This is a genomic window from Pseudolabrys sp. Root1462 (assembly GCF_001426945.1).
Classification (GTDB): domain Bacteria; phylum Pseudomonadota; class Alphaproteobacteria; order Rhizobiales; family Xanthobacteraceae; genus Pseudolabrys.
Window position 1 is genome coordinate 3,024,614 of record NZ_LMFS01000001.1, and the last position, 16,859, is coordinate 3,041,472.

Annotated in this window: 21 protein-coding genes; 9 read left to right on the forward strand and 12 right to left on the reverse strand. The window is 65.9% G+C overall.

What is annotated here, in order from left to right:
• Positions 1 to 13: 13 nt before the first annotated feature.
• The 3 genes from ASD45_RS23545 to fliI all read right to left on the reverse strand — a co-directional run bounded on the left by ASD45_RS23545 (position 14) and on the right by fliI (position 2,274).
• Positions 14 to 166, reverse strand: coding sequence for a hypothetical protein (locus ASD45_RS23545; protein WP_156380862.1), 153 nt, complete (start codon positions 164 to 166; stop codon positions 14 to 16).
• A gap of 196 nt (positions 167 to 362) precedes the next feature.
• Entirely contained in the window at positions 363 to 785 is a 423-nt protein-coding gene (fliJ, locus tag ASD45_RS14680) for a flagellar export protein FliJ (RefSeq protein ID WP_056912160.1), read from the reverse strand.
• A 166-nt stretch (positions 786 to 951) separates the two neighbouring features.
• The gene (gene fliI, locus ASD45_RS14685) at positions 952 to 2,274 is read right to left on the reverse strand and encodes a flagellar protein export ATPase FliI (RefSeq protein WP_056912161.1); all 1,323 of its coding nucleotides are present in this window, start codon (positions 2,272 to 2,274) and stop codon (positions 952 to 954) included.
• A gap of 568 nt (positions 2,275 to 2,842) precedes the next feature.
• On the opposite strand from fliI, the gene ASD45_RS14690 reads away from it, so the two are divergent.
• The gene (locus tag ASD45_RS14690) at positions 2,843 to 3,544 is read left to right on the forward strand and encodes a response regulator transcription factor CtrA (protein WP_056912162.1); all 702 of its coding nucleotides are present in this window, start codon (positions 2,843 to 2,845) and stop codon (positions 3,542 to 3,544) included.
• Between the two features lie 90 nt (positions 3,545 to 3,634).
• On the opposite strand, the gene ASD45_RS14695 is transcribed toward ASD45_RS14690, so the two are convergent.
• From ASD45_RS14695 to ASD45_RS14705, 3 genes are all read right to left on the reverse strand, one after another.
• Positions 3,635 to 4,198: a cytochrome b/b6 domain-containing protein gene (locus tag ASD45_RS14695; RefSeq protein WP_056912163.1), complete on the reverse strand. Its 564-nt coding sequence runs from the start codon at positions 4,196 to 4,198 to the stop codon at positions 3,635 to 3,637.
• Between the two features lie 11 nt (positions 4,199 to 4,209).
• Complete coding sequence (locus tag ASD45_RS14700) at positions 4,210 to 4,485, reverse strand: PepSY domain-containing protein (RefSeq protein WP_056912800.1); 276 nt, start codon at positions 4,483 to 4,485, stop codon at positions 4,210 to 4,212.
• A 208-nt stretch (positions 4,486 to 4,693) separates the two neighbouring features.
• Positions 4,694 to 4,945, reverse strand: coding sequence for a hypothetical protein (locus ASD45_RS14705; protein WP_056912164.1), 252 nt, complete (start codon positions 4,943 to 4,945; stop codon positions 4,694 to 4,696).
• A gap of 151 nt (positions 4,946 to 5,096) precedes the next feature.
• Here ASD45_RS14705 and ASD45_RS14710 point away from each other — a divergent pair, with 151 nt between their 5' ends.
• From ASD45_RS14710 to ASD45_RS14720, 3 genes are read left to right on the forward strand one after another with little or no spacing between them, the layout of a single operon-like run.
• Positions 5,097 to 5,426, forward strand: a complete 330-nt coding sequence (locus ASD45_RS14710) for a PepSY domain-containing protein (RefSeq protein ID WP_056912165.1) — start codon at positions 5,097 to 5,099, stop codon at positions 5,424 to 5,426.
• Positions 5,426 to 6,106, forward strand: coding sequence for a response regulator transcription factor (locus ASD45_RS14715; RefSeq protein ID WP_056912166.1), 681 nt, complete (start codon positions 5,426 to 5,428; stop codon positions 6,104 to 6,106). The genes ASD45_RS14710 and ASD45_RS14715 overlap by 1 nt, the downstream gene beginning before the upstream one ends.
• Complete coding sequence (locus tag ASD45_RS14720) at positions 6,103 to 7,461, forward strand: sensor histidine kinase (protein ID WP_056912167.1); 1,359 nt, start codon at positions 6,103 to 6,105, stop codon at positions 7,459 to 7,461. Before ASD45_RS14715 ends, ASD45_RS14720 begins: the two co-directional genes overlap by 4 nt.
• A gap of 68 nt (positions 7,462 to 7,529) precedes the next feature.
• Here ASD45_RS14720 and ASD45_RS23550 read toward each other — a convergent pair whose 3' ends face one another.
• A complete protein-coding gene (locus tag ASD45_RS23550; RefSeq protein ID WP_156380863.1) occupies positions 7,530 to 7,805 on the reverse strand; it encodes a hypothetical protein in 276 nt (91 codons plus the stop codon).
• A 199-nt stretch (positions 7,806 to 8,004) separates the two neighbouring features.
• On the opposite strand from ASD45_RS23550, the gene ASD45_RS14730 reads away from it, so the two are divergent.
• Positions 8,005 to 8,712 carry a peroxiredoxin-like family protein gene (locus ASD45_RS14730; RefSeq protein ID WP_162249432.1) on the forward strand — a complete coding sequence of 236 codons (708 nt, stop codon included), beginning with the start codon at positions 8,005 to 8,007 and terminating at the stop codon, positions 8,710 to 8,712.
• A gap of 4 nt (positions 8,713 to 8,716) precedes the next feature.
• Here the strand turns inward: ASD45_RS14730 and ASD45_RS14735 are convergent, their stop codons facing one another.
• Complete coding sequence (locus tag ASD45_RS14735; RefSeq protein WP_056912169.1) at positions 8,717 to 9,628, reverse strand: LysR family transcriptional regulator; 912 nt, start codon at positions 9,626 to 9,628, stop codon at positions 8,717 to 8,719.
• Positions 9,629 to 9,799: 171 nt separating this feature from the next.
• Between ASD45_RS14735 and ASD45_RS14740 the strand changes: the two genes are divergently transcribed.
• Complete coding sequence (locus tag ASD45_RS14740) at positions 9,800 to 10,522, forward strand: HAMP domain-containing sensor histidine kinase (protein ID WP_056912170.1); 723 nt, start codon at positions 9,800 to 9,802, stop codon at positions 10,520 to 10,522.
• 25 nt (positions 10,523 to 10,547) lie between these two features.
• On the opposite strand, the gene ASD45_RS14745 is transcribed toward ASD45_RS14740, so the two are convergent.
• A complete protein-coding gene (locus tag ASD45_RS14745) occupies positions 10,548 to 11,810 on the reverse strand; it encodes a L,D-transpeptidase (protein ID WP_162249433.1) in 1,263 nt (420 codons plus the stop codon).
• A 213-nt stretch (positions 11,811 to 12,023) separates the two neighbouring features.
• Here ASD45_RS14745 and ASD45_RS23810 point away from each other — a divergent pair, with 213 nt between their 5' ends.
• From ASD45_RS23810 to xth, 3 genes are read left to right on the forward strand one after another with little or no spacing between them, the layout of a single operon-like run.
• On the forward strand, positions 12,024 to 12,179 hold the full coding sequence (locus tag ASD45_RS23810) for a hypothetical protein (RefSeq protein ID WP_164488359.1): 156 nt from the start codon (positions 12,024 to 12,026) through the stop codon (positions 12,177 to 12,179).
• Positions 12,180 to 12,191: 12 nt separating this feature from the next.
• Positions 12,192 to 12,677 (forward strand): DUF305 domain-containing protein, encoded by a 486-nt coding sequence (locus tag ASD45_RS14750; protein ID WP_056912172.1) that lies wholly within the window; start codon positions 12,192 to 12,194, stop codon positions 12,675 to 12,677.
• Positions 12,678 to 12,694: 17 nt separating this feature from the next.
• A complete protein-coding gene (gene xth, locus ASD45_RS14755; RefSeq protein WP_056912173.1) occupies positions 12,695 to 13,507 on the forward strand; it encodes an exodeoxyribonuclease III in 813 nt (270 codons plus the stop codon).
• 26 nt (positions 13,508 to 13,533) lie between these two features.
• Here xth and ASD45_RS14760 read toward each other — a convergent pair whose 3' ends face one another.
• From ASD45_RS14760 to ASD45_RS14770, 3 genes are all read right to left on the reverse strand, one after another.
• Positions 13,534 to 14,496: an ABC transporter substrate-binding protein gene (locus ASD45_RS14760; protein WP_056912174.1), complete on the reverse strand. Its 963-nt coding sequence runs from the start codon at positions 14,494 to 14,496 to the stop codon at positions 13,534 to 13,536.
• 283 nt (positions 14,497 to 14,779) lie between these two features.
• Positions 14,780 to 15,655: a protein-glutamate O-methyltransferase CheR gene (locus tag ASD45_RS14765; protein WP_056912175.1), complete on the reverse strand. Its 876-nt coding sequence runs from the start codon at positions 15,653 to 15,655 to the stop codon at positions 14,780 to 14,782.
• A complete protein-coding gene (locus ASD45_RS14770) occupies positions 15,652 to 16,839 on the reverse strand; it encodes a chemotaxis response regulator protein-glutamate methylesterase (protein WP_056912176.1) in 1,188 nt (395 codons plus the stop codon). Before ASD45_RS14770 ends, ASD45_RS14765 begins: the two co-directional genes overlap by 4 nt.
• Between the last annotated feature and the right edge of the window lie 20 nt (positions 16,840 to 16,859).

The window sequence follows — 16,859 nt, forward strand, 5'->3', positions numbered from 1 at the left end:
TAAGCTGTGCAGCTTATTTATCCGGAGCCAGGCCGGCCTCGCTGGCGTGGCTTGGCGCCGTCGGTGCCGTCCCCGCCAGCAGGTGCTCGGTCACGGCACGGCTGGCGGCAAGCGATACAATGACGACCCCGGAGACGACGACGATAGCGAGGATGTGCGCTCGCATTTCAATTCCCGCGACAACTAGAAATTGTATCGCGTAAAGGTAGCGCACAATCGCTTCCGAGACAATTAAAGGTTGTATCCGCAGAGAATTAAAACGCGTTGGCGATAGTTCGGCCGTCACCTCGCGCATGCCGATAAGAAAACGGCGCCCTCGTCGGGGCGCCGCTTACGAGACGTGATGCCGTCTGCCGAAATGGTTATGCGTGCGCGCCGCCGGCGGTAAAGCGCATGGTGGCGATGCGGTCGAGTTCCTGCTGCTCGCGCGCATTCTGCTCGGCGCGGTCGCGTTCCTTGTCGCGCTCGTCGAGCATCTCGACTTTCTTGAGCTCCTCGAAGGCTTCGCCGAGTGCCGCCTTGGCGTCGTCGAGCTGACCTTTGAGCTCCTCGGCCGAGCGCTTGAGGTTCTCGCGGCGAGTCATCGCCGCCTTGGCATAGGTCGGATAGGCGAAATGACCGGGATCGTGGATACCGGCGCGGTCCTGCTCGAGACGGATTTCGCGGTCGAGTTCTCCGGCAATCCGGTCGAACTCGGCCATCATCGCCTCGATCTGCGCGACCTTGCGCCGCTTCTCGTCGACCTGAAACTTCTTCAGGCGGATAAGGGTTTCGCGTGACTTCATCGACTCAATACTCCCCCGAAGCCCCGATCGGCGCTCCAAAGCCGGCCATACGCGCCGCCTGTCCGGAACGCCCCGGACCGTCAGTAGAGGGACTCTGGGCCAATATCGTTAGTTTTCGGTTTCCAGAATCGATCATTTGCAATGCATCCCGGCTAAATCGGCCTTTTCAGCCAGCCGCAGGCCGCCCGACGATCTGTTCGAGCATCTGATAGCCCTCGATGAGGCTGGTGGCGTCGTCCTTGCCCTGGGTCAGAAAGGCCTCGAGCGGCTTGTGCAGCCCGATCGCCTCATCGACATCGGCCGACGAGCCGGGCCGGTAGGCGCCGAGCCGGATCAGCTCTTCCATGTCGGAATAGGTCGCCATCACCGAGCGCGCCCGCTTGATCACCGGCAGAAAATTCGGATCGGCCGAACGCGGCATGGTGCGCGACACCGACTTGAGGACATTGATGGCCGGATAGCGCCCGCGCTCGGCGATCGCTCGCTCCATGACGATGTGGCCGTCGAGAATGCCGCGCACCGCGTCGGCCACTGGCTCATTGTGATCGTCGCCGTCCACCAGCACCGTGAAGATGCCGGTGATGGTGCCCTGGTCGTTGGTGCCGGGACCGGCGCGCTCGAGGAGTCGCGGCAGCTCGGTGAACACCGTCGGCGTGTAGCCCTTGGCGGTCGGCGGCTCGCCGGCCGACAGACCGATCTCGCGCTGCGCCATGGCAAAGCGCGTCACCGAGTCCATCATGGCGAGGACGTCCTGGCCTTCGTCGCGGAAATATTCGGCGATCGACATCGTGAGATAGGCCGCCTGCCGCCGCATCAGCGCCGGTTCATCCGAGGTCGATACCACGACCACCGAGCGCTTGAGCCCGGTCTCGCCGAGATCGTCCTGCAGAAACTCCTGCACCTCGCGGCCGCGTTCGCCGATCAGGCCAATGACCGACACGTCGGCCGACACGTTCTTCGCCAGCATCGACAGCAGCACCGACTTGCCGACGCCGGAGCCGGCGAAGATACCCATGCGCTGGCCGCGGCAAACGGTGAGAAACGTGTTGAGCACGCGAACGCCGAGATCGAGCGGCGCGCCAACCCGGTTGCGCGAGTGCGCCGCCGGCGGCGCGTTGCGGAACGGATAAGGCGCTGCGCCCGCGCGCAGCGGGCCCTTGCCGTCGATCGGCTCGCCCAAGGCATTGACGACGCGGCCAAGCCAGGCGTCCGACGGCCGCACGGTCATCGCCGAGGACGACACCAGCGCCCGGCAGCCGCGGCGCACGCCTTCGAGCGGCGCAAACGGCATCGCCAGCGCCAGTTTGCCGGAGAAGCCGACGATCTCGCACGGCACCGGGCCGTTGCCGCCCTCGATGGTCAGCCGCGAGCCGACCGACATGGCGTAAAGCGGCCCGGCCACTTCGACCATCAGGCCGCGCACGCCGACGACGCGGCCGTAGATCTCAACGCCGTCGATATCGCCGATCTGTTCAGCGAGAGCTTTCATCCCAATCCTCGGTCATTCCACGGCGCGAACGAGTGAGCGAACCCGGAATCAAGATGCATGAGGGCCCTTTCCGGATTCCGATCCGGCCCTTCGGGCCCCGGAATGACCCGTCCAGCGCCCTCTTCACCTTTTGGGCAGTTGGAACCCGCCGGAGCAGCGCGCCAAAAACGCCGTAAACCTGCCCTTAGGCTTACCGGAGAACCCCACGTATTAACTCCGTGTTTACCCGGGTCGTTAATCATTGGGTCATCGTCCACCCGGACGAACCTTGGGACTTTTTGCGACGATTCGCCCAGCGAAATGCGACACGGGCGCCATCGTCAGTGTCGGCTCGAACCGACAGATGAACCGGAGCATGAAACGGGTCGTGGCTAAAAAACCACTCGGCAGCAAGACTTTAGGTCGATTCGGCGCGTCGGCGCCAGCTTCCGCTTGCGTGCCGGAATCAGGTTTTGTTAACCATGTCCGAATAGTGTCGAATCGGTTTGTCCCACCGCGTTTTTTTCAAGAGCTCGCCGCCCAAGCGGCGCTGACCCATAGCCCGGAAGCGGCGAGATAGGGGACTACAATGCGCGTTCTACTCATAGAAGATGACAGCGCGACCGCTCAATCCATTGAGCTGATGCTGAAATCCGAGAGTTTCAACGTCTATACCACCGACCTGGGTGAGGAAGGCGTCGACCTCGGCAAGCTCTACGATTACGACATTATCCTGCTCGACCTGAACCTCCCCGACATGTCGGGCTTCGAGGTGCTGCGATCGCTCCGGGTGTCCAAGGTCAAGACGCCGATCCTCATCCTGTCCGGCCTCGCCGGCATCGAAGACAAGGTGAAGGGTCTCGGCTTCGGCGCCGACGACTACATGACCAAGCCGTTCCACAAGGACGAGCTGATCGCCCGCATCCACGCCATCGTCCGTCGGTCAAAGGGCCACGCCCAGTCGGTCATCAACACCGGCGACCTGGTGGTCAACCTCGACACCAAGACCGTCGAAGTCACCGGCCAGCGCGTGCACCTCACGGGCAAGGAATACCAGATGCTCGAGCTGCTCTCCCTGCGCAAAGGGACAACGCTCACCAAGGAGATGTTCCTCAACCATCTCTACGGCGGCATGGACGAGCCGGAACTCAAGATCATCGACGTCTTCATCTGCAAGCTGCGCAAGAAGCTCGCGAATGCGTCGGACGGCAAGAACTACATCGAGACCGTCTGGGGCCGCGGCTATGTGCTGCGCGAGCCGACGGAAGCCGACGAGCGGATCCCCGCTTAAGCCTTCCCCCTCAAGAGGGCGACATAAAAAACCCCGCCAGCGATGGCGGGGTTTTTGTTTGGCGATCGCGCGGGCGGTTCGCTGTCCGCGTCACTTGGCCCGCTTGCGGCCGGTGAACATCGCTTTGACGAGGTTCTCCCGGTGCTCGAAGCTGGCGATCAGCACGCCGAGCACATGGAAGGCGACCAGGCCGATGGTGAGGTTGGCGAAGGCCTCGTGCACCTCCTCGAGGGCCTTGGAGCCCCAATAGGCGTCGGTCGTCATCATGTAGCCAGTGATGCAGCTCCCAGTGATCATGATGAGCAACGCCACGATCATCGCGCCGCCCGCCGGATTGTGGCCGATATAGCGCGGCGCCCTGAACATCGCGACGTCGCGCAGATAGACAAACGTCGCCGCCGGCGAGCGCAGGAAGTTCGAGAACCGCGCATGCTGTGGTCCGATGAGACCCCAGATCACGCGGAAGGCCACCAGGCCGGCGATCGTATAACCGGCCGCTATATGGACCTTCTCGATGTCGTCGCCGGTCGCATAAGCGACGAGAAACAGCGTCGCCAGCGACCAGTGAAACACCCGCACCAGCGGGTCCCAGACTTTGACCATCGCCGGCGGCGTCGCGCCGCCGGCTTGCACCAGTTGATTGGTTGCGCTCATGGCCCGGTGCCTTAGTTCTGGCCGACGATCTGGCCGTTGGTGGGATCGAGGAAGAGCTCCACCTGGTTGCCGTTCTTGTCGATCGAGTAGAATTCACCGCAGGCCTTGGCGAGCTTGGCCTTGCGCACCTTGTAGCCTTGCGCCTCGAGCTTGGACTGCAGTTGCTGCATCGACAGCCACTGGTTCTCCGGCGCATTGGTGCAGGGCCGGCCCAGGCTGCCGGCGTAAGCGGCGCCCGAAGTGCTCAGGATCGCGGCGGCGGTGGTGAGAATGACGAACTTGCGCATCAGGATCTCCATCCGTTTAGACGGGACCACACCATGTGGTCGACGATGGGCCCACCTTGCATGAGAGCCGCTGACCGCCGCCTGTTGCGCGATGTCAGCGAGCTGTCAGCATCGGACCGGGCAGGTTCGACATGAAGAATTGCCCGATATGAAAACGGGCCGGCAACACCTGCCGGCCCGCTTCAGATGAAAGGTTTGCGAATTCCGTTCAGTCGCGATCGCCACCGTGCTGGCGGCTGTCACGGCGGCCGTCGCCGTCAAAGTCGCGCGTGTCGCTCATGTCGCGCTTGTGCTGGCGTTCCGCGTAATGGTGGCGATCCCGCTTGCCGTGCTCGCCGGCGCGTTCGTGCGTGACCTGACCTGTTCCTGGCGCAGCAACGCGTTCGCCGTTGCTGGCTTGGGCCACCGTCGCGAGCCCGATAACAGCCGCCAGTGCGCCGAAAATGATGGTTTTCCGCATCGTCCGTCTCCTGTTTCCGCGCGGGCCGGCGATTCGGCCCAGGCAAGCCGGACCCTGCGCTTCGGCCGCTGACGGACGCCTGTTGATCCATGTCAGCCAATTGTCAGGTCGCGTCGGGCATGGTGCTTTGTCTCCCAAAGGACTCGCCACATTGCGTTTGCGGTACCCTGCCACGGTCCTGACAGCGGCTTTCGTCGTCGCGGCGCTGCTTGTCGCCGTGCCGCTGGCGCAGGCGCGCGATCACGACGACCGGCAACGCGACCAGGTGCGCCGCGCCGTCGAGGCCGGCGAGATCCGGTCGCTCGCCGACATCATCGCCGGCGTACGCGACAAACTGCCGGGCGCGATCGCCGGCGTCGAGATCGAGCACGACGACGGCCACTGGATCTACGAATTCCGCGTCATCGACGCCGGCGGCCGCTTGTTCGAGGTCTATATCGATGCCCGCAATGGCACGATCGAGCGGATCAAGGAGAAGTAATGCGCCTGCTGCTCGTCGAGGACGACCAACGCATCGCTGCCGACATCGAGCGCGCCCTCACCGCCGCCGGCTATGTCGTCGAGAGTGCGCGCGACGGAGAGGACGCCTGGTTTCGCGGCGACACCGAGGACTATGGCGCGATCATCCTGGATCTCGGCCTGCCGGGCATGGATGGACTCGCGGTGCTCAAGCGCTGGCGCGCGAACGGGCGGCAGATCCCGGTACTGATCCTGACGGCACGCGGCAGTTGGGCCGAACGCGTCGATGGCATCGACGCGGGCGCCGACGACTACCTGCCGAAACCGTTCCGCATGGAGGAATTACTGGCGCGGCTGCGCTCGATCGTGCGCCGTTCCGCCGGTCACGCCTCGTCCGTGCTCAGCGCCGGTGACATCACGCTCGACGAGCGCCAGATGAAGGTGAGCCTGCGCGGCGTGCCGGTGACGTTGTCGCCGCTCGAATATCGGGTCGTGGCGTATCTGTTGCGGCACAAGGGACGCGTCGTGTCGCAGCACGAGCTCGACGAGAATATCTACGGCCCTAATGAGGATCACGATTCCAACGCGCTCGAAGTACTGATCGGCCGGGTCCGCAAGAAGCTCGGCGCCGGCCTGATCGAGACCCGCCGCGGCTTCGGCTACCTGGTCCCGGAGCCGGGGCCAAAGGAATCGGCACCATGAGGGTCGGCTCGCTGCGGCTGCGGCTGATCGCCGGCGGCATCGTCGCGATCCTTGTCGCCTTGAGCATCGCCGGCTTCGGCTTGATCGTGCTGTTCCAGCGCCACGTCACCCGCACACTGACCGACGATCTCGAGGTTCATCTCAAGCAACTCATCGCCGGCATCGATGTCGATCCGCAAGGCGCTTTGACCATTACACGGCCGCCCGCCGATCCGCGCTTTTCCGATCCGCTGTCGGGGCTTTATTGGCAGGTCGCCGGCGCCGGCGGCCAGTTGCTGCGCTCACGTTCGCTATGGGACATGACGCTGAAGCTGCCGGCCGACGAATTGGCCCGTGGCGACATGCATCTGCACGAAGTGCCCGGTCCCGGCGGCTCGCGACTTCTGGTCGCCGAACGCAGCGTGGTGTTGTCCGGCGGCGGCGCGAAATCCTCGGCGCGCATCGCCGTTGCCACCGATCTCGGCCGCGTCACCGCCGCCACCACGGCGTTCGGTCGGGATCTGGCCGTGGCGCTCGGCGTTCTCGGGCTCGTCCTGGCGGCCGCGACGTCTATTCAGGTCGGCCTCGGTCTGCGCCCGCTCGACAATTTGCGCCGCGGCGTCGCCGATATCCGCGCCGGCCGGCGCCGCGATCTGCCGGCGTCGGTGCCGGCCGAGGTCCAGCCGCTGGTCGAGGAAGTCAACGCGCTCCTCGAAGCGCAAGCCGGCGAGATCGAACGCTCGCGCGGACGCGCCGCCGATCTGGCGCACGGTCTGAAGACGCCGCTGGCGGCGCTCGCCGCAGACGTCGTGCGCTTGCGCGCCAGCGGTCAGGAAGCGGTCGCCAACGATATCGAGGCGATCGGCGATGCCATGAGCCGGCACGTCGATCGCGAACTGGCGCGCGCGCGCGTGCGCGGCCGCGCTCGCTCGCGCACGGATGTGTCGACCGCGCTCGCGCCGTTGGTGCGCTCGCTGGTCGCGACGGTGGCGCGCACCCCCGCCGCGCAGCACTTGTCATTCACCGTCGACATTCCCGCCGGCGCGCTGGCGCCTTTCGACCGGACCGACCTTGCCGAGGTGCTTGGCAATCTGATCGAGAACGCGGCCCGCCATGCCCGCGAACAAGTCCGGATCACGGCGGACGCCGGCGCCAATGCCGTTATCGATGTCGAGGATGATGGCGCGGGCATCGCCGAGAGCGAATGGCCGCGCGTGTTGCAGCGCGGCGTTCGCCTCGACGAGCGCGGCGGTGCGGGTCTCGGCCTTTCCATTGTGCAGGATGTCCTCGCCGCCTACCGGTGGCGGCTCACGCTCGCGCGGTCACCGCTCGGCGGGCTCAAGGCGAGCATCATGCCCGACGAGGCGCAAGTCTAAACCAACCGCAAAATCCCCGGCGCGCGGGCACCGGGGATTTGCGTCGAACCGCGCAGTCTGTCGCCGACTCAGCGCGACATCAGGCCGACCATGCTGCGGTCGAACAGCATCATCAGCTTGCCGTCGTGCATGAAGAACACGGTGCCGCGCGGCACTTCCTGGGCGCGCGCCATCAGTTCGGCCGACGGCGCCTTCATCGTGGTGGTCATCGCCTTGCCCGTCATGTCGACGTAGTAGGCGTGGCCGGTGCCGAGGCCCCATTCGCTGGCGTCGGAAGCGTAAGCGGCGGTGCCGAGCGACAGCGCCAGGCCGGCCGCGATCACGGTCTTGGTCAGGATCGACATCATGTTGGTCCTTGTATCGAGGGGAAATCGCGAACCCGTCGCGACGTCATCGGTGGATGACGGCGCGGACCCTAGGGTGCCGGAGCGCGGCCGGATAATGCCGAGATGCTATGAATTCGATAGCCGTCCGGGGCCGGCCGCCGTGGTATCAATTGCGGCCGCGGCGACGACAGCCGGCGCCGGACTGACGAGATCGATCGTGGACGAACGCGACACATTGCCGGAGACGACGGCGCAGGCTTTGGCGCTCGTCTCCGCCATGCCGGGCGACCTGCGCGACCGGCTGATCGCTTATCGCGCGCACAGCGGGCGGCTCAATCCGGCCGCCGCCGCCGCTTACGACCGGCTGGTCGCGCACCTCGGCGCGATCTACACCGGCCAGGTCGGGCCGGCCGTCGGCGAGCCGATGCCGGATTTCCTGCTGTCGAACCAGAACGGCGAACTGCTTTCGCTCGAGCGCTTCCTCGACGACGGCCCGCTCGTCGTCAGCATCAACCGCGGCCATTGGTGCCCGTACTGCAAGCTCGACGTGCGCGCGCTGGCGGCCATCACGCCGGACATTCGCCGGCTCGGCGCGCAGGTCGTGTCGATCATGCCGGAGACGGCGCGCTTCACCAAACAGGCGATCGCGAGCAGTGCGTTGCCGTTCCCCGTTCTCAGCGATGTCGATCTTGGCTACGCGCTGACGCTCGGCCTGGTCTATTGGGTCGGCGAGGAAGTCAAACAACTCTACGACCAGCTCGGTCTCGACCTCGAGCGCTTTCAGGGCCACGCCGGCTTCTTCCTGCCGATCGCCGCCAAGTTCATCGTCGGACGCGACGGCATCGTGAAGGCGCGGCAGGTCGATGTCGATTTCCGTCAGCGCATGGAGCCGGCCGCTATCCTCGACGCCTTGGCGAAGCTCTGACCGTTCACGCGGACGGAGCCGGCCGTGCCACCGGCAGCAAGGTCGTCCAGTCGGCGGCGCGCAACAATTTCATCAGCCCGTTCGCCGCCGCCGAGCGGCTGCGCCCCGCCACGGCGTAGAGCGACACCGAGCGCCGCAGCCGGATGCCGTCCACCGCCACGCCGCGCAGTGCGGCATGGCCGCGCGCCGATTCCGGCATCAGCGCGATGCCGACATTGGCCTCGAGCAGGCTGAGCATGTCCTGGTCCGACAGGATGTGATCGCCGGTCTTCTGTTCGATGCCGGCGGTCCGCAACACGGCGTCGAGTTCGTCGGCCTGCTCGCAATAGGGCCGCGAGATCAGCCGCGCGTCCGCCATTTCGGCGAGGCTGACGCGGTTTCGCATGGCCAGCGGATGCGTCTTGCCGACGACCAGTTCGTAGCCCTCGTCGAACAGCGGCCAGGCATCGAGCCGCTCCCAGGTTTCGCCGAGGGGACCGGCGACCGCGAGTTCGGAGCCGCCGCTCTTGAGACGGTCGGCGATGGCTGGGCCGTCGCCGCGGAAGAACTGCAGTTCGAGGCCGGGAAACGCCTTGGCGAGTTCGGTCAGCGCCGGCACCAGCAGCGCCAGATTGACGGTGTGTGACAGCGCCAGCCGCAGCGGCGCCGTGGCGCCCTTCTTGTGGGAAGCCGCCAGCGACTTGGCGGCGACGGCGCTGTCGTGGCACTGCGTCAGCAGCGGCAGCATCATGCGGCCGAGATCGGTGAGATGGGTGAGCGCGCGCTCGCGAACAAACAGCGCGCCGCCGAGTTCGTCCTCGAGCCCCTTGATCGCCCGGCTCAGCGACGGCTGGGCGACATTGCAGTCGCTGGCGGCCTGGGTGAAGTTGAGCACCTTGGCGACTGCCAGGAAGTAGCGAACTTGGTGCATTTCCATCGAAAAACCCGCCGCCCGCCCGGGCTCGTCGCCCAGGCCAGAAAAACGCTGCGCCGCCCGGTTCCCTTTTATACCGCCTGCCTATGGAAACCATAGCCGGCCGGCATTGGCCGTACCGGCACGGGCGGCGCGATAGTCCGCCCTGCCCGCTGTCCGATACCCGGTGCCGCCATGACCCGCCTGACGCTCGCCGCCGTCAACGCCAGCCCGAACGCGCCGCCGGCGCCCGGCTGGTCGCACGATATTGCCCACGACATCCGCAATGCGTTGGCCGTGAGCACGCTGCACCTGGAAACCCTCGAGCGGCTGGCCGGGCCGGAGGGACGCAAGGCCGCCAGTGCCGCGCAGGCGGTGCTCGCACGCGCCGCCGCGATGTGCTCGGCCTCGCTCGCCGCCGGCCGGCGTGCCGACCGCGGCGCGCAACGCCGCGGCTTCGATCTGATCAAGGTCATTCGCGAGATCGCCGCCACACTGGCGCCGACCGCGCCGGCGGGCTTTCGCATCCTGACGCCGCCCGAGGCGCAATGCGTCGTGCTAGCCGAACCGGACGACATCTTCCGGATCATCTTCAACCTCGTGCACAACGCCATCGGTGTTGCCCGTTGCGGCGGCGCAATCGGCGAGGTCCGCATCGACATCCGACGCAGCGGCTCGAGCGTCGCGATCCATATCAGCGACGATGGCCCCGGACTGCCGGGCCCGGTTCGCGCCGCGCTGTTTCGGCGGCGGGACGGCGGAGCGGTGGCGGATCATGGTTTCGGCATTGCCATCGCGCGCGAGCTCGCCGAGCGCAACGGCAGCACGCTGCGCCTCGATCCCCGCGCCGGCGGCGCCGGTTACGTGTTCGAATTGCTGAGCGTCTGCGCCGTGGTGGCCATGGCGCCGGCCCGATAGCCGCGAGGACTGCCTGCCGGCTGCCCTACGGCGTTGCGACCACGAAATCCGTGCCGAGCCCGGTCTCGTCGCTCAGGCCGTTGTCCGACACGATCAGCGACGAGCCGGGCGTAAGCAGTTCGCCGATGCGGTCGACCGCTTCCTTCGGCATCTCGAAACGTTCGAGCGCGACATCGGGGCTTGGGGCATTGGCAAGATCGGCGGCGAGCTTGGCGCGGCGCTCGGTCTCGCGGGCGGACAGCTTCGCGGCGCGCTTGCCCTTCGACTCCGCCTTCGGCACGAAGCCGCTCGGAATGCTTAGCGCGGTCCAGCGCACCTGATCGTCCTTGATCTCCATCGCCGTGAAGATGTGTGTGCCCCACGGCTTGTCGGGCTCGGCGACGCTGACCGGCACGTCAAACAGCGGCTGGAAATCCTGGCGTACATAGAGCCGCCCGGTCTTGCGGCTGACGAATACCGATACCGGTCCCTTGCGCCTGGCGGTCTCGGCCTTCTTCTCGACCTTCGGTTCTCGCGCCGCGTCAGGCGCGGTCGCCGGATTGACACCGATGCTCGGCGCGGCGGCGTTCGTTTGCGCCTGCGCCAGCACGACCGGCGTCACCGCAACCGACCCGGTGGCGACGGGCACCTCGTCGGGCTGCTTTTCCGGTTTTTTGGGCACGAACAGCTGCGGGCTGGAAAACGCCACCGGCGCCACCGGATCGCGCGTGACGACGACGCGCGCGCCCAGTTTCGTGAAACCGAACAGGCTCGAGGCGAAGCTGCCCGGCATGCGGATGCAGCCATGCGAGGCGGCGTGCCCCGGCAACGGTCCTTCATGCAGCGCGATGCCGGACCAGGTGATGCGCTCCATATAGGGCATCGGCGCGCTGCTGTAGATGTTGGACTCGTGGTAGCGCGCCTTGGCGATGATGGCGAAGACGCCCAGCGGCGTCTCGTGGCCGGCGACGCCGGTCGAGACCGGGGCGGCGGCGATCTCCTTGCCGTCGGCGAACAAAGTCACGCGCTGCTTGGCGATCGACACGACGATGGCGATCGGTCCGGCTGGCTTGCCGAATTTTTTGGCATCCTTGTCGTATTTGGTGGAATGCGGGGCGCGGCGCCGCACCGGCGGCATCTCGTCAGGCATGACCATGGGCGGCGGCGGACTGAAGAAGCCCAGCGGATCGCCGAAGAAATCCGCCGCGGCCGGCTGCGGCGCCAGCACCGCGAGGCCGAAGGCGCCGGACAACACGAGGTAGGTCCAGCGCGCGGAACTTTTCAGCCATCCGAATTCCGACAGACTCACGCCCCGCTCCACTTCCATACGGTCCGATTCCCGTTTTCCCGCAAATGTGTTGACGCTTTGCTTCAATCCACGGGCCGGGCCTTCTTTGACCGTCACAGGCGCGTGAATGGCGCAACAATTCGGCTGTTCCGGCGCAGAGGTAACGGAAGGAACCTTAGCCCCCGCCCCTTCATTAGACCTGCACCAACAACGCAGGGGACGGAGACGGCCGCCATGAAGCAAACCCAATTTCCCAAAGAGCCGCGTAAGGACGAGGAACGCGACACCCAGAAAGCCATGGTCAAGGACGCGTCCAAGACCAACGAAGCCCGCCGCGACAAGGTCCACGGCGACGGCGATACCGTGGATCTCGATTCCAAGCCGCGTTAATCGAGGCCGAACATGTCTTATATGCGCTTCTGCCTGATGATCGCGGTCTCGACCGTGGTGATGTTCGGCATGATGTACCTGAATACTTACGAGTTCGACCACGTCATGTTCAGCCAGACGCGGACGTGGATGGCGGTGCTGATGGGCGCTGGCATGGCCATCATCATGATCGTGTTTATGTGGTCGATGTATCCGAACCCGCGCATCAACGCCGCCATCATCGGCGGCAGCGCCGTCGTGTTCGTCGTATCGCTGGCGCTGGTACGCAGCCAGGCGACCGTCGGCGACGTCAGCTATATGACGGCGATGGTACCGCATCACTCCATCGCTATCATGACCAGCCGGCGCGCCCACATCCGCGATCCGCGCGTGCGCAAGCTGGCTGACGGCATAATCGAGGCGCAGGTGCGCGAGATCGGCGAGATGAAGACCTTGATCGCCGATCTCAAGCGTAATCCGCCAGCGGACAACACGCCCGTCCTCCCGCCGGGGCAATGATCACGTCCGCACCCGCCATGAAGATCGCCACCTTCAACATCAACAACGTCAACCGGCACCTGCCCAACCTCACCGCCTGGCTGAAGTCGGCCAAGCCTGACGTTGTCTGCCTGCAGGAGCTCAAATGCGAACAGGGCGCCTTCCCGGCCGCGGCGCTGGCCAAGGCCGGCTACAAGGCGGTGTGGAAGGGCGAGCGCACCTGGAACGGCGTCGCCATCCTGTCCCGCGGGCCCGAGCCGGTGCTGACGCGTGACGAACTGCCCGGCGACAAGACCGACGCGCAAAGCCGCTACATCGAGGCGGCGGTCGACGGCGTCCTCATCGCCTGCATTTATCTGCCGAACGGCAATCCGCAGCCCGGGCCGAAATTCGATTACAAGCTGGCCTGGTTCAAGCGCCTCCACGCGCACGCGCGCAAGCTGCTCAAGTCCGGCGCGCCGGTGATCATCGCCGGCGATTACAATGTGGCGCCGACCGAGGTCGATATCTACCCGACCAGGTCATGGGACAATGACGCGCTGGTGCAGCCGGAAAGCCGCGCCGCCTATGCGCGTCTGGTCAAGCAGGGCTGGACCGACGCGCTGCGCGAACTCAATCCCGACGAGCGCATCTACACGTTCTGGCATTACTGGCGGAACAGTTGGCAACGCAATGCGGGCTTGCGCATCGATCACCTGTTGTTGTCACCCTCGCTGGCGCCGCGCCTGAAGGACGCCGGCGTCGATCGCGCCGTGCGCGGCAAGAAGGAGCCGAGCGACCACGCCCCGGTATGGGTGGAGATCAAGGACGCTGCGGCCAGAAGCAAGACGAAGCGCAAGAAGAAGCGCTAGCGGCGTCGGCCTTGCGGTTTGGGCGGTTACGACTTCGGCGTCGTATAGACAATATCGACCAGATCCTTGACCTGCTCATCCGACAACGGCTTGTCGATGAACTTGGCGCTGGTGGCACGCTGCATGACGTAGTCGAGGCTGAGCAAGGGACCGAAGCGCAGCGCCTCGCGCGGATAGAACGCGATGCCCTTCTCCGCCACATCGGGACTCACTTTGTTCATCTTGCCATACATCGCCGCTGCATCCGTGGGATGGGCGTAGGACCAATCGATGCAGCGGTCGAGCACTTCAAGGAATTTGCGCACCGTATCGCGATGCTGCTTGAGATAGTCGCCGCGCGCGATGATGACGCGGCCGGACACCTCCTTGAGCTTGGCCACATCGGCCCCGGTGAACAGCACCCTGATCTTGCCGGCGGCCACCTGGTCGAGCATCGACGGCGGGAACGCATAGCCGACGTCGATCTGTCCGGTCATCACCATGGTGAAGGTGGCATCCATCGCGCCGGTCGCCTTCGGCCTGATGTCGAGTTTGTGCTCGTTCTTGAAGTCGAGCAGCACGGCTTCGGTAGCGCCGCCCGGACGCGAGAAAGCGACGGTTTTGCCGTTGAGATCGGCCATGGACTTGATCGGGCTCGCCGCCGGCACATAGAAGAAGTTTTCGTCTTGGCCGATGCCTTCCGACGACACGATCTTGAGCTTGTGGCCATGCGCATAGGCGGCGATCACGGCGTCGATCCCGGGCGAGAAGCCGATATCGAGGCCGCCGGCGACCACGGCCTGCACGTTTTCGGAACCACCGCGGGTCGATGAAACCTCGACATCGAGCCCGGCTTTGGCGAATTCGCCGCGCTCCTGACAGAAGGCCGGCTGCGACGTGTCCCAGAGGCCGAGGCTGGTGGTGGCGACCTTCACCTTTTCCAGCGCCTGCGCCGAAGGAATTGTGAGCGCGGCCGCGACGGCGGCGATGACCAGGCCAGAAACTTTCATGGGGGCATTCCTCGTTGGGCGCGCGGCGTCACTCGACGCGCGCGGATGCTGACGCGGCCGGTCCGGCCTCCGGCCTCTTTGAAATTACACTACATATGTTAGTAATGTGCCATAGCTATTTTGCACGCGGCCATGCGCAGCGAACGGCGCGCCATGCTACCGTCGCTGGGGCGTTACACTCGATGAAAAAGGGGTGGGGCCAATGAGAGATCCCGCAACGGCCTCTCAATGACGGAAGCGACCTTCTCGGACACTCCGTCCAGGGGAGGTAACGTAAAGGCCTCTACATCCCCCGCCGCGCGCCGCCGGCCATCGCCAACGGCTCGAGGTCGCGCGCCGCCGGGTTCGGCACATAGAGCCCACGCTTCTCGGTCAGCGGCCTGAAGGCGTCGGTCAGGCCGACCACCGTCTCGGCGGCGCCGAGCGCGAGGTAGCCGTCCTCCGCGATCTGCCGCGCGATGCGGTTCAGAACCTGGATCTTGGTCGGCTGGTCGAAATAGATCAGCACGTTGCGGCAGAACACGACGTCGAAGCGGCCGAGCGGCGAAAAATCGTTGAGCAGGTTGAGCGTGCGGAACTGCACCATGGCGCGGATTTCCGGCGCGATCTGCCAGGTCTCGCCAACCTGCGAGAAATACTTGAGCAGGAGCTGGATCGGCAGGCCGCGCTGCACCTCGAACTGGCTGTAGATGCCGCTGCGGGCGCGCTCGAGCACATCGCCGGACAGATCGGTGGCGAGAATGTCGAAACGATACGCGGCGAGCGCCGGCTCCTTCTGCGCCAGCTCCCGGATGATCAGCGCCAGCGAATAAGGCTCCTGCCCGGTCGAGGCGGCTGCGCACCAGATGCGGATGCGTTTGTCGCGATCGTGCGCGGCGACCAGCGCCGGCAGAATGGTGTCCCGGAAATGATCGTACGGCAGCTTGTCACGGAAGAAGAAGGTCTCGTTGGTCGTCATCGCCTCGACGGTCGCAACCGCGAGCGGCGAATTCGGCATGACCCGAAGCTGCTGCACCAGATCGCCGAGCGAAGCGATGTTGTATTTGCGCGCCACCGGCAACAGCCGGCTCTCGGCGAGGTACTGCTTTTCGGCCGCAAGCACGAGGCCGGAGCGCTCACGCAGCATCTTGCGTAGGAAGTCGAAATCGTCCGGGGTCATGCGCGGTCCCCGGCAAACAGGCGGGACAGCTTCGGGCCGATGTCGTCGATCGGCAGCACTGCCGAACACAGGCCGGCCAGCGCCACCTGCCCCGGCATGCCCCAGACCACGCTGGTCGCCTCGTCCTGCGCAATGACGTGGCCGCCGGCATTGATGATGTCGTGCGCGCCGGCGAGTCCGTCGTGACCCATGCCGGTGAGCACCACGGCGAGCGCCCGCGCTCCCCAGACCTGCGCCGCGCTGGTGAACAGCGGATCGACCGCCGGCTTGCAGAAATTAATCGGAGCGCCGTTGCTGATCTCGATCACCGGCGCGCCGTTGCTCTGCGTCACGCTCATGTGGCGGCCGCCGGGGGCCATGTAGATGCTGCCGGCGACGATCTCCTCGCCATGCACCGCCTCGTGCACCGGACGCCGGGTCAGGCGCGACAGGTGTTCGGACAGGATCGCGGTGAAGGTCGGCGGCATGTGCTGGGTGATGAGCACCGGCGCCTGCGCGATGACGTTGTCGATGTTGGTCAGCACCTTGTTCAGCGCCTGCGGCCCGCCGGTCGAGGCGCCGATCAGGATGGCGCGCGGCGCCGTCAGCGGCATCGGCCGCAGCGTGATCGGGCCGTGCTGCTGCGCGTAATGCAGGGGCTTGGCCGCCGGCACGACCTGCGGCACCAGCGGCGGCGCCAGGATATGCGTCATCGGCTCGGCGGGCGGCGCCGGCGGCGCGGCGACCGGCTTGTGCGCGCGGCGGCCGAGACAGCGGATCTTCTCGATCAGGTCGCGATGGAAATCCGTCGCCGCGTTGATCTCGTTCTGGCTCGACGGCTTGGTGATGTAGTCGGTGGCGCCGAGCGCCAGTGCGCGCAGGCTGATCTCGGCGTTCCGCCGAGTCAGCGTCGAGGCCATGATCACGGTGACGCCGGGACGCTTGCTCAGCAGCTGCGGCAGCGCGGAGATGCCGTCGAGTTCGGGCATGTCGACGTCGAGCACGACGACGTCGGGCTTGACGCGATCGATGGCATCGACCGCCTCGCGGCCGTTGCGCAGCGACGCGATCAGCTCCAGATCCGGCTCGGCCTCGATCCAGCGCGCGAACAGGCCGCGCACCACGATGGCGTCGTCGACGATCATGACGCGCAGCCGGGCTCCGGCTGCGGTCGCCGCTTGGGCGGCTGAAAAGGCGGTCGTCATCGGGTCGGGCACGGTGTGAC

Excerpts from the sequence above, each read along its gene's own strand:
- ASD45_RS14740 (WP_056912170.1), top strand. The coding sequence starts at position 9,800 with ATGACCCGCCTGACGCTCGCCGCCGTCAACGCCAGCCCGAACGCGCCG.
- ASD45_RS14735 (WP_056912169.1), bottom strand. The coding sequence starts at position 9,628 with ATGGAAATGCACCAAGTTCGCTACTTCCTGGCAGTCGCCAAGGTGCTC.
- ASD45_RS14765 (WP_056912175.1), bottom strand. The coding sequence starts at position 15,655 with ATGACCCCGGACGATTTCGACTTCCTACGCAAGATGCTGCGTGAGCGC.
- fliI (WP_056912161.1), bottom strand. The coding sequence starts at position 2,274 with ATGAAAGCTCTCGCTGAACAGATCGGCGATATCGACGGCGTTGAGATC.
- ASD45_RS14690 (WP_056912162.1), top strand. The coding sequence starts at position 2,843 with ATGCGCGTTCTACTCATAGAAGATGACAGCGCGACCGCTCAATCCATT.
- ASD45_RS14695 (WP_056912163.1), bottom strand. The coding sequence starts at position 4,198 with ATGAGCGCAACCAATCAACTGGTGCAAGCCGGCGGCGCGACGCCGCCG.
- ASD45_RS23810 (WP_164488359.1), top strand. The coding sequence starts at position 12,024 with ATGAAGCAAACCCAATTTCCCAAAGAGCCGCGTAAGGACGAGGAACGC.
- ASD45_RS14720 (WP_056912167.1), top strand. The coding sequence starts at position 6,103 with ATGAGGGTCGGCTCGCTGCGGCTGCGGCTGATCGCCGGCGGCATCGTC.
- ASD45_RS23550 (WP_156380863.1), bottom strand. The coding sequence starts at position 7,805 with ATGTCGATCCTGACCAAGACCGTGATCGCGGCCGGCCTGGCGCTGTCG.
- ASD45_RS23545 (WP_156380862.1), bottom strand. The coding sequence starts at position 166 with ATGCGAGCGCACATCCTCGCTATCGTCGTCGTCTCCGGGGTCGTCATT.
- ASD45_RS14750 (WP_056912172.1), top strand. The coding sequence starts at position 12,192 with ATGTCTTATATGCGCTTCTGCCTGATGATCGCGGTCTCGACCGTGGTG.
- fliJ (WP_056912160.1), bottom strand. The coding sequence starts at position 785 with ATGAAGTCACGCGAAACCCTTATCCGCCTGAAGAAGTTTCAGGTCGAC.
- ASD45_RS14700 (WP_056912800.1), bottom strand. The coding sequence starts at position 4,485 with ATGCGCAAGTTCGTCATTCTCACCACCGCCGCCGCGATCCTGAGCACT.
- xth (WP_056912173.1), top strand. The coding sequence starts at position 12,695 with ATGAAGATCGCCACCTTCAACATCAACAACGTCAACCGGCACCTGCCC.
- ASD45_RS14715 (WP_056912166.1), top strand. The coding sequence starts at position 5,426 with ATGCGCCTGCTGCTCGTCGAGGACGACCAACGCATCGCTGCCGACATC.
- ASD45_RS14760 (WP_056912174.1), bottom strand. The coding sequence starts at position 14,496 with ATGAAAGTTTCTGGCCTGGTCATCGCCGCCGTCGCGGCCGCGCTCACA.
- ASD45_RS14705 (WP_056912164.1), bottom strand. The coding sequence starts at position 4,945 with ATGCGGAAAACCATCATTTTCGGCGCACTGGCGGCTGTTATCGGGCTC.
- ASD45_RS14770 (WP_056912176.1), bottom strand. The coding sequence starts at position 16,839 with ATGACGACCGCCTTTTCAGCCGCCCAAGCGGCGACCGCAGCCGGAGCC.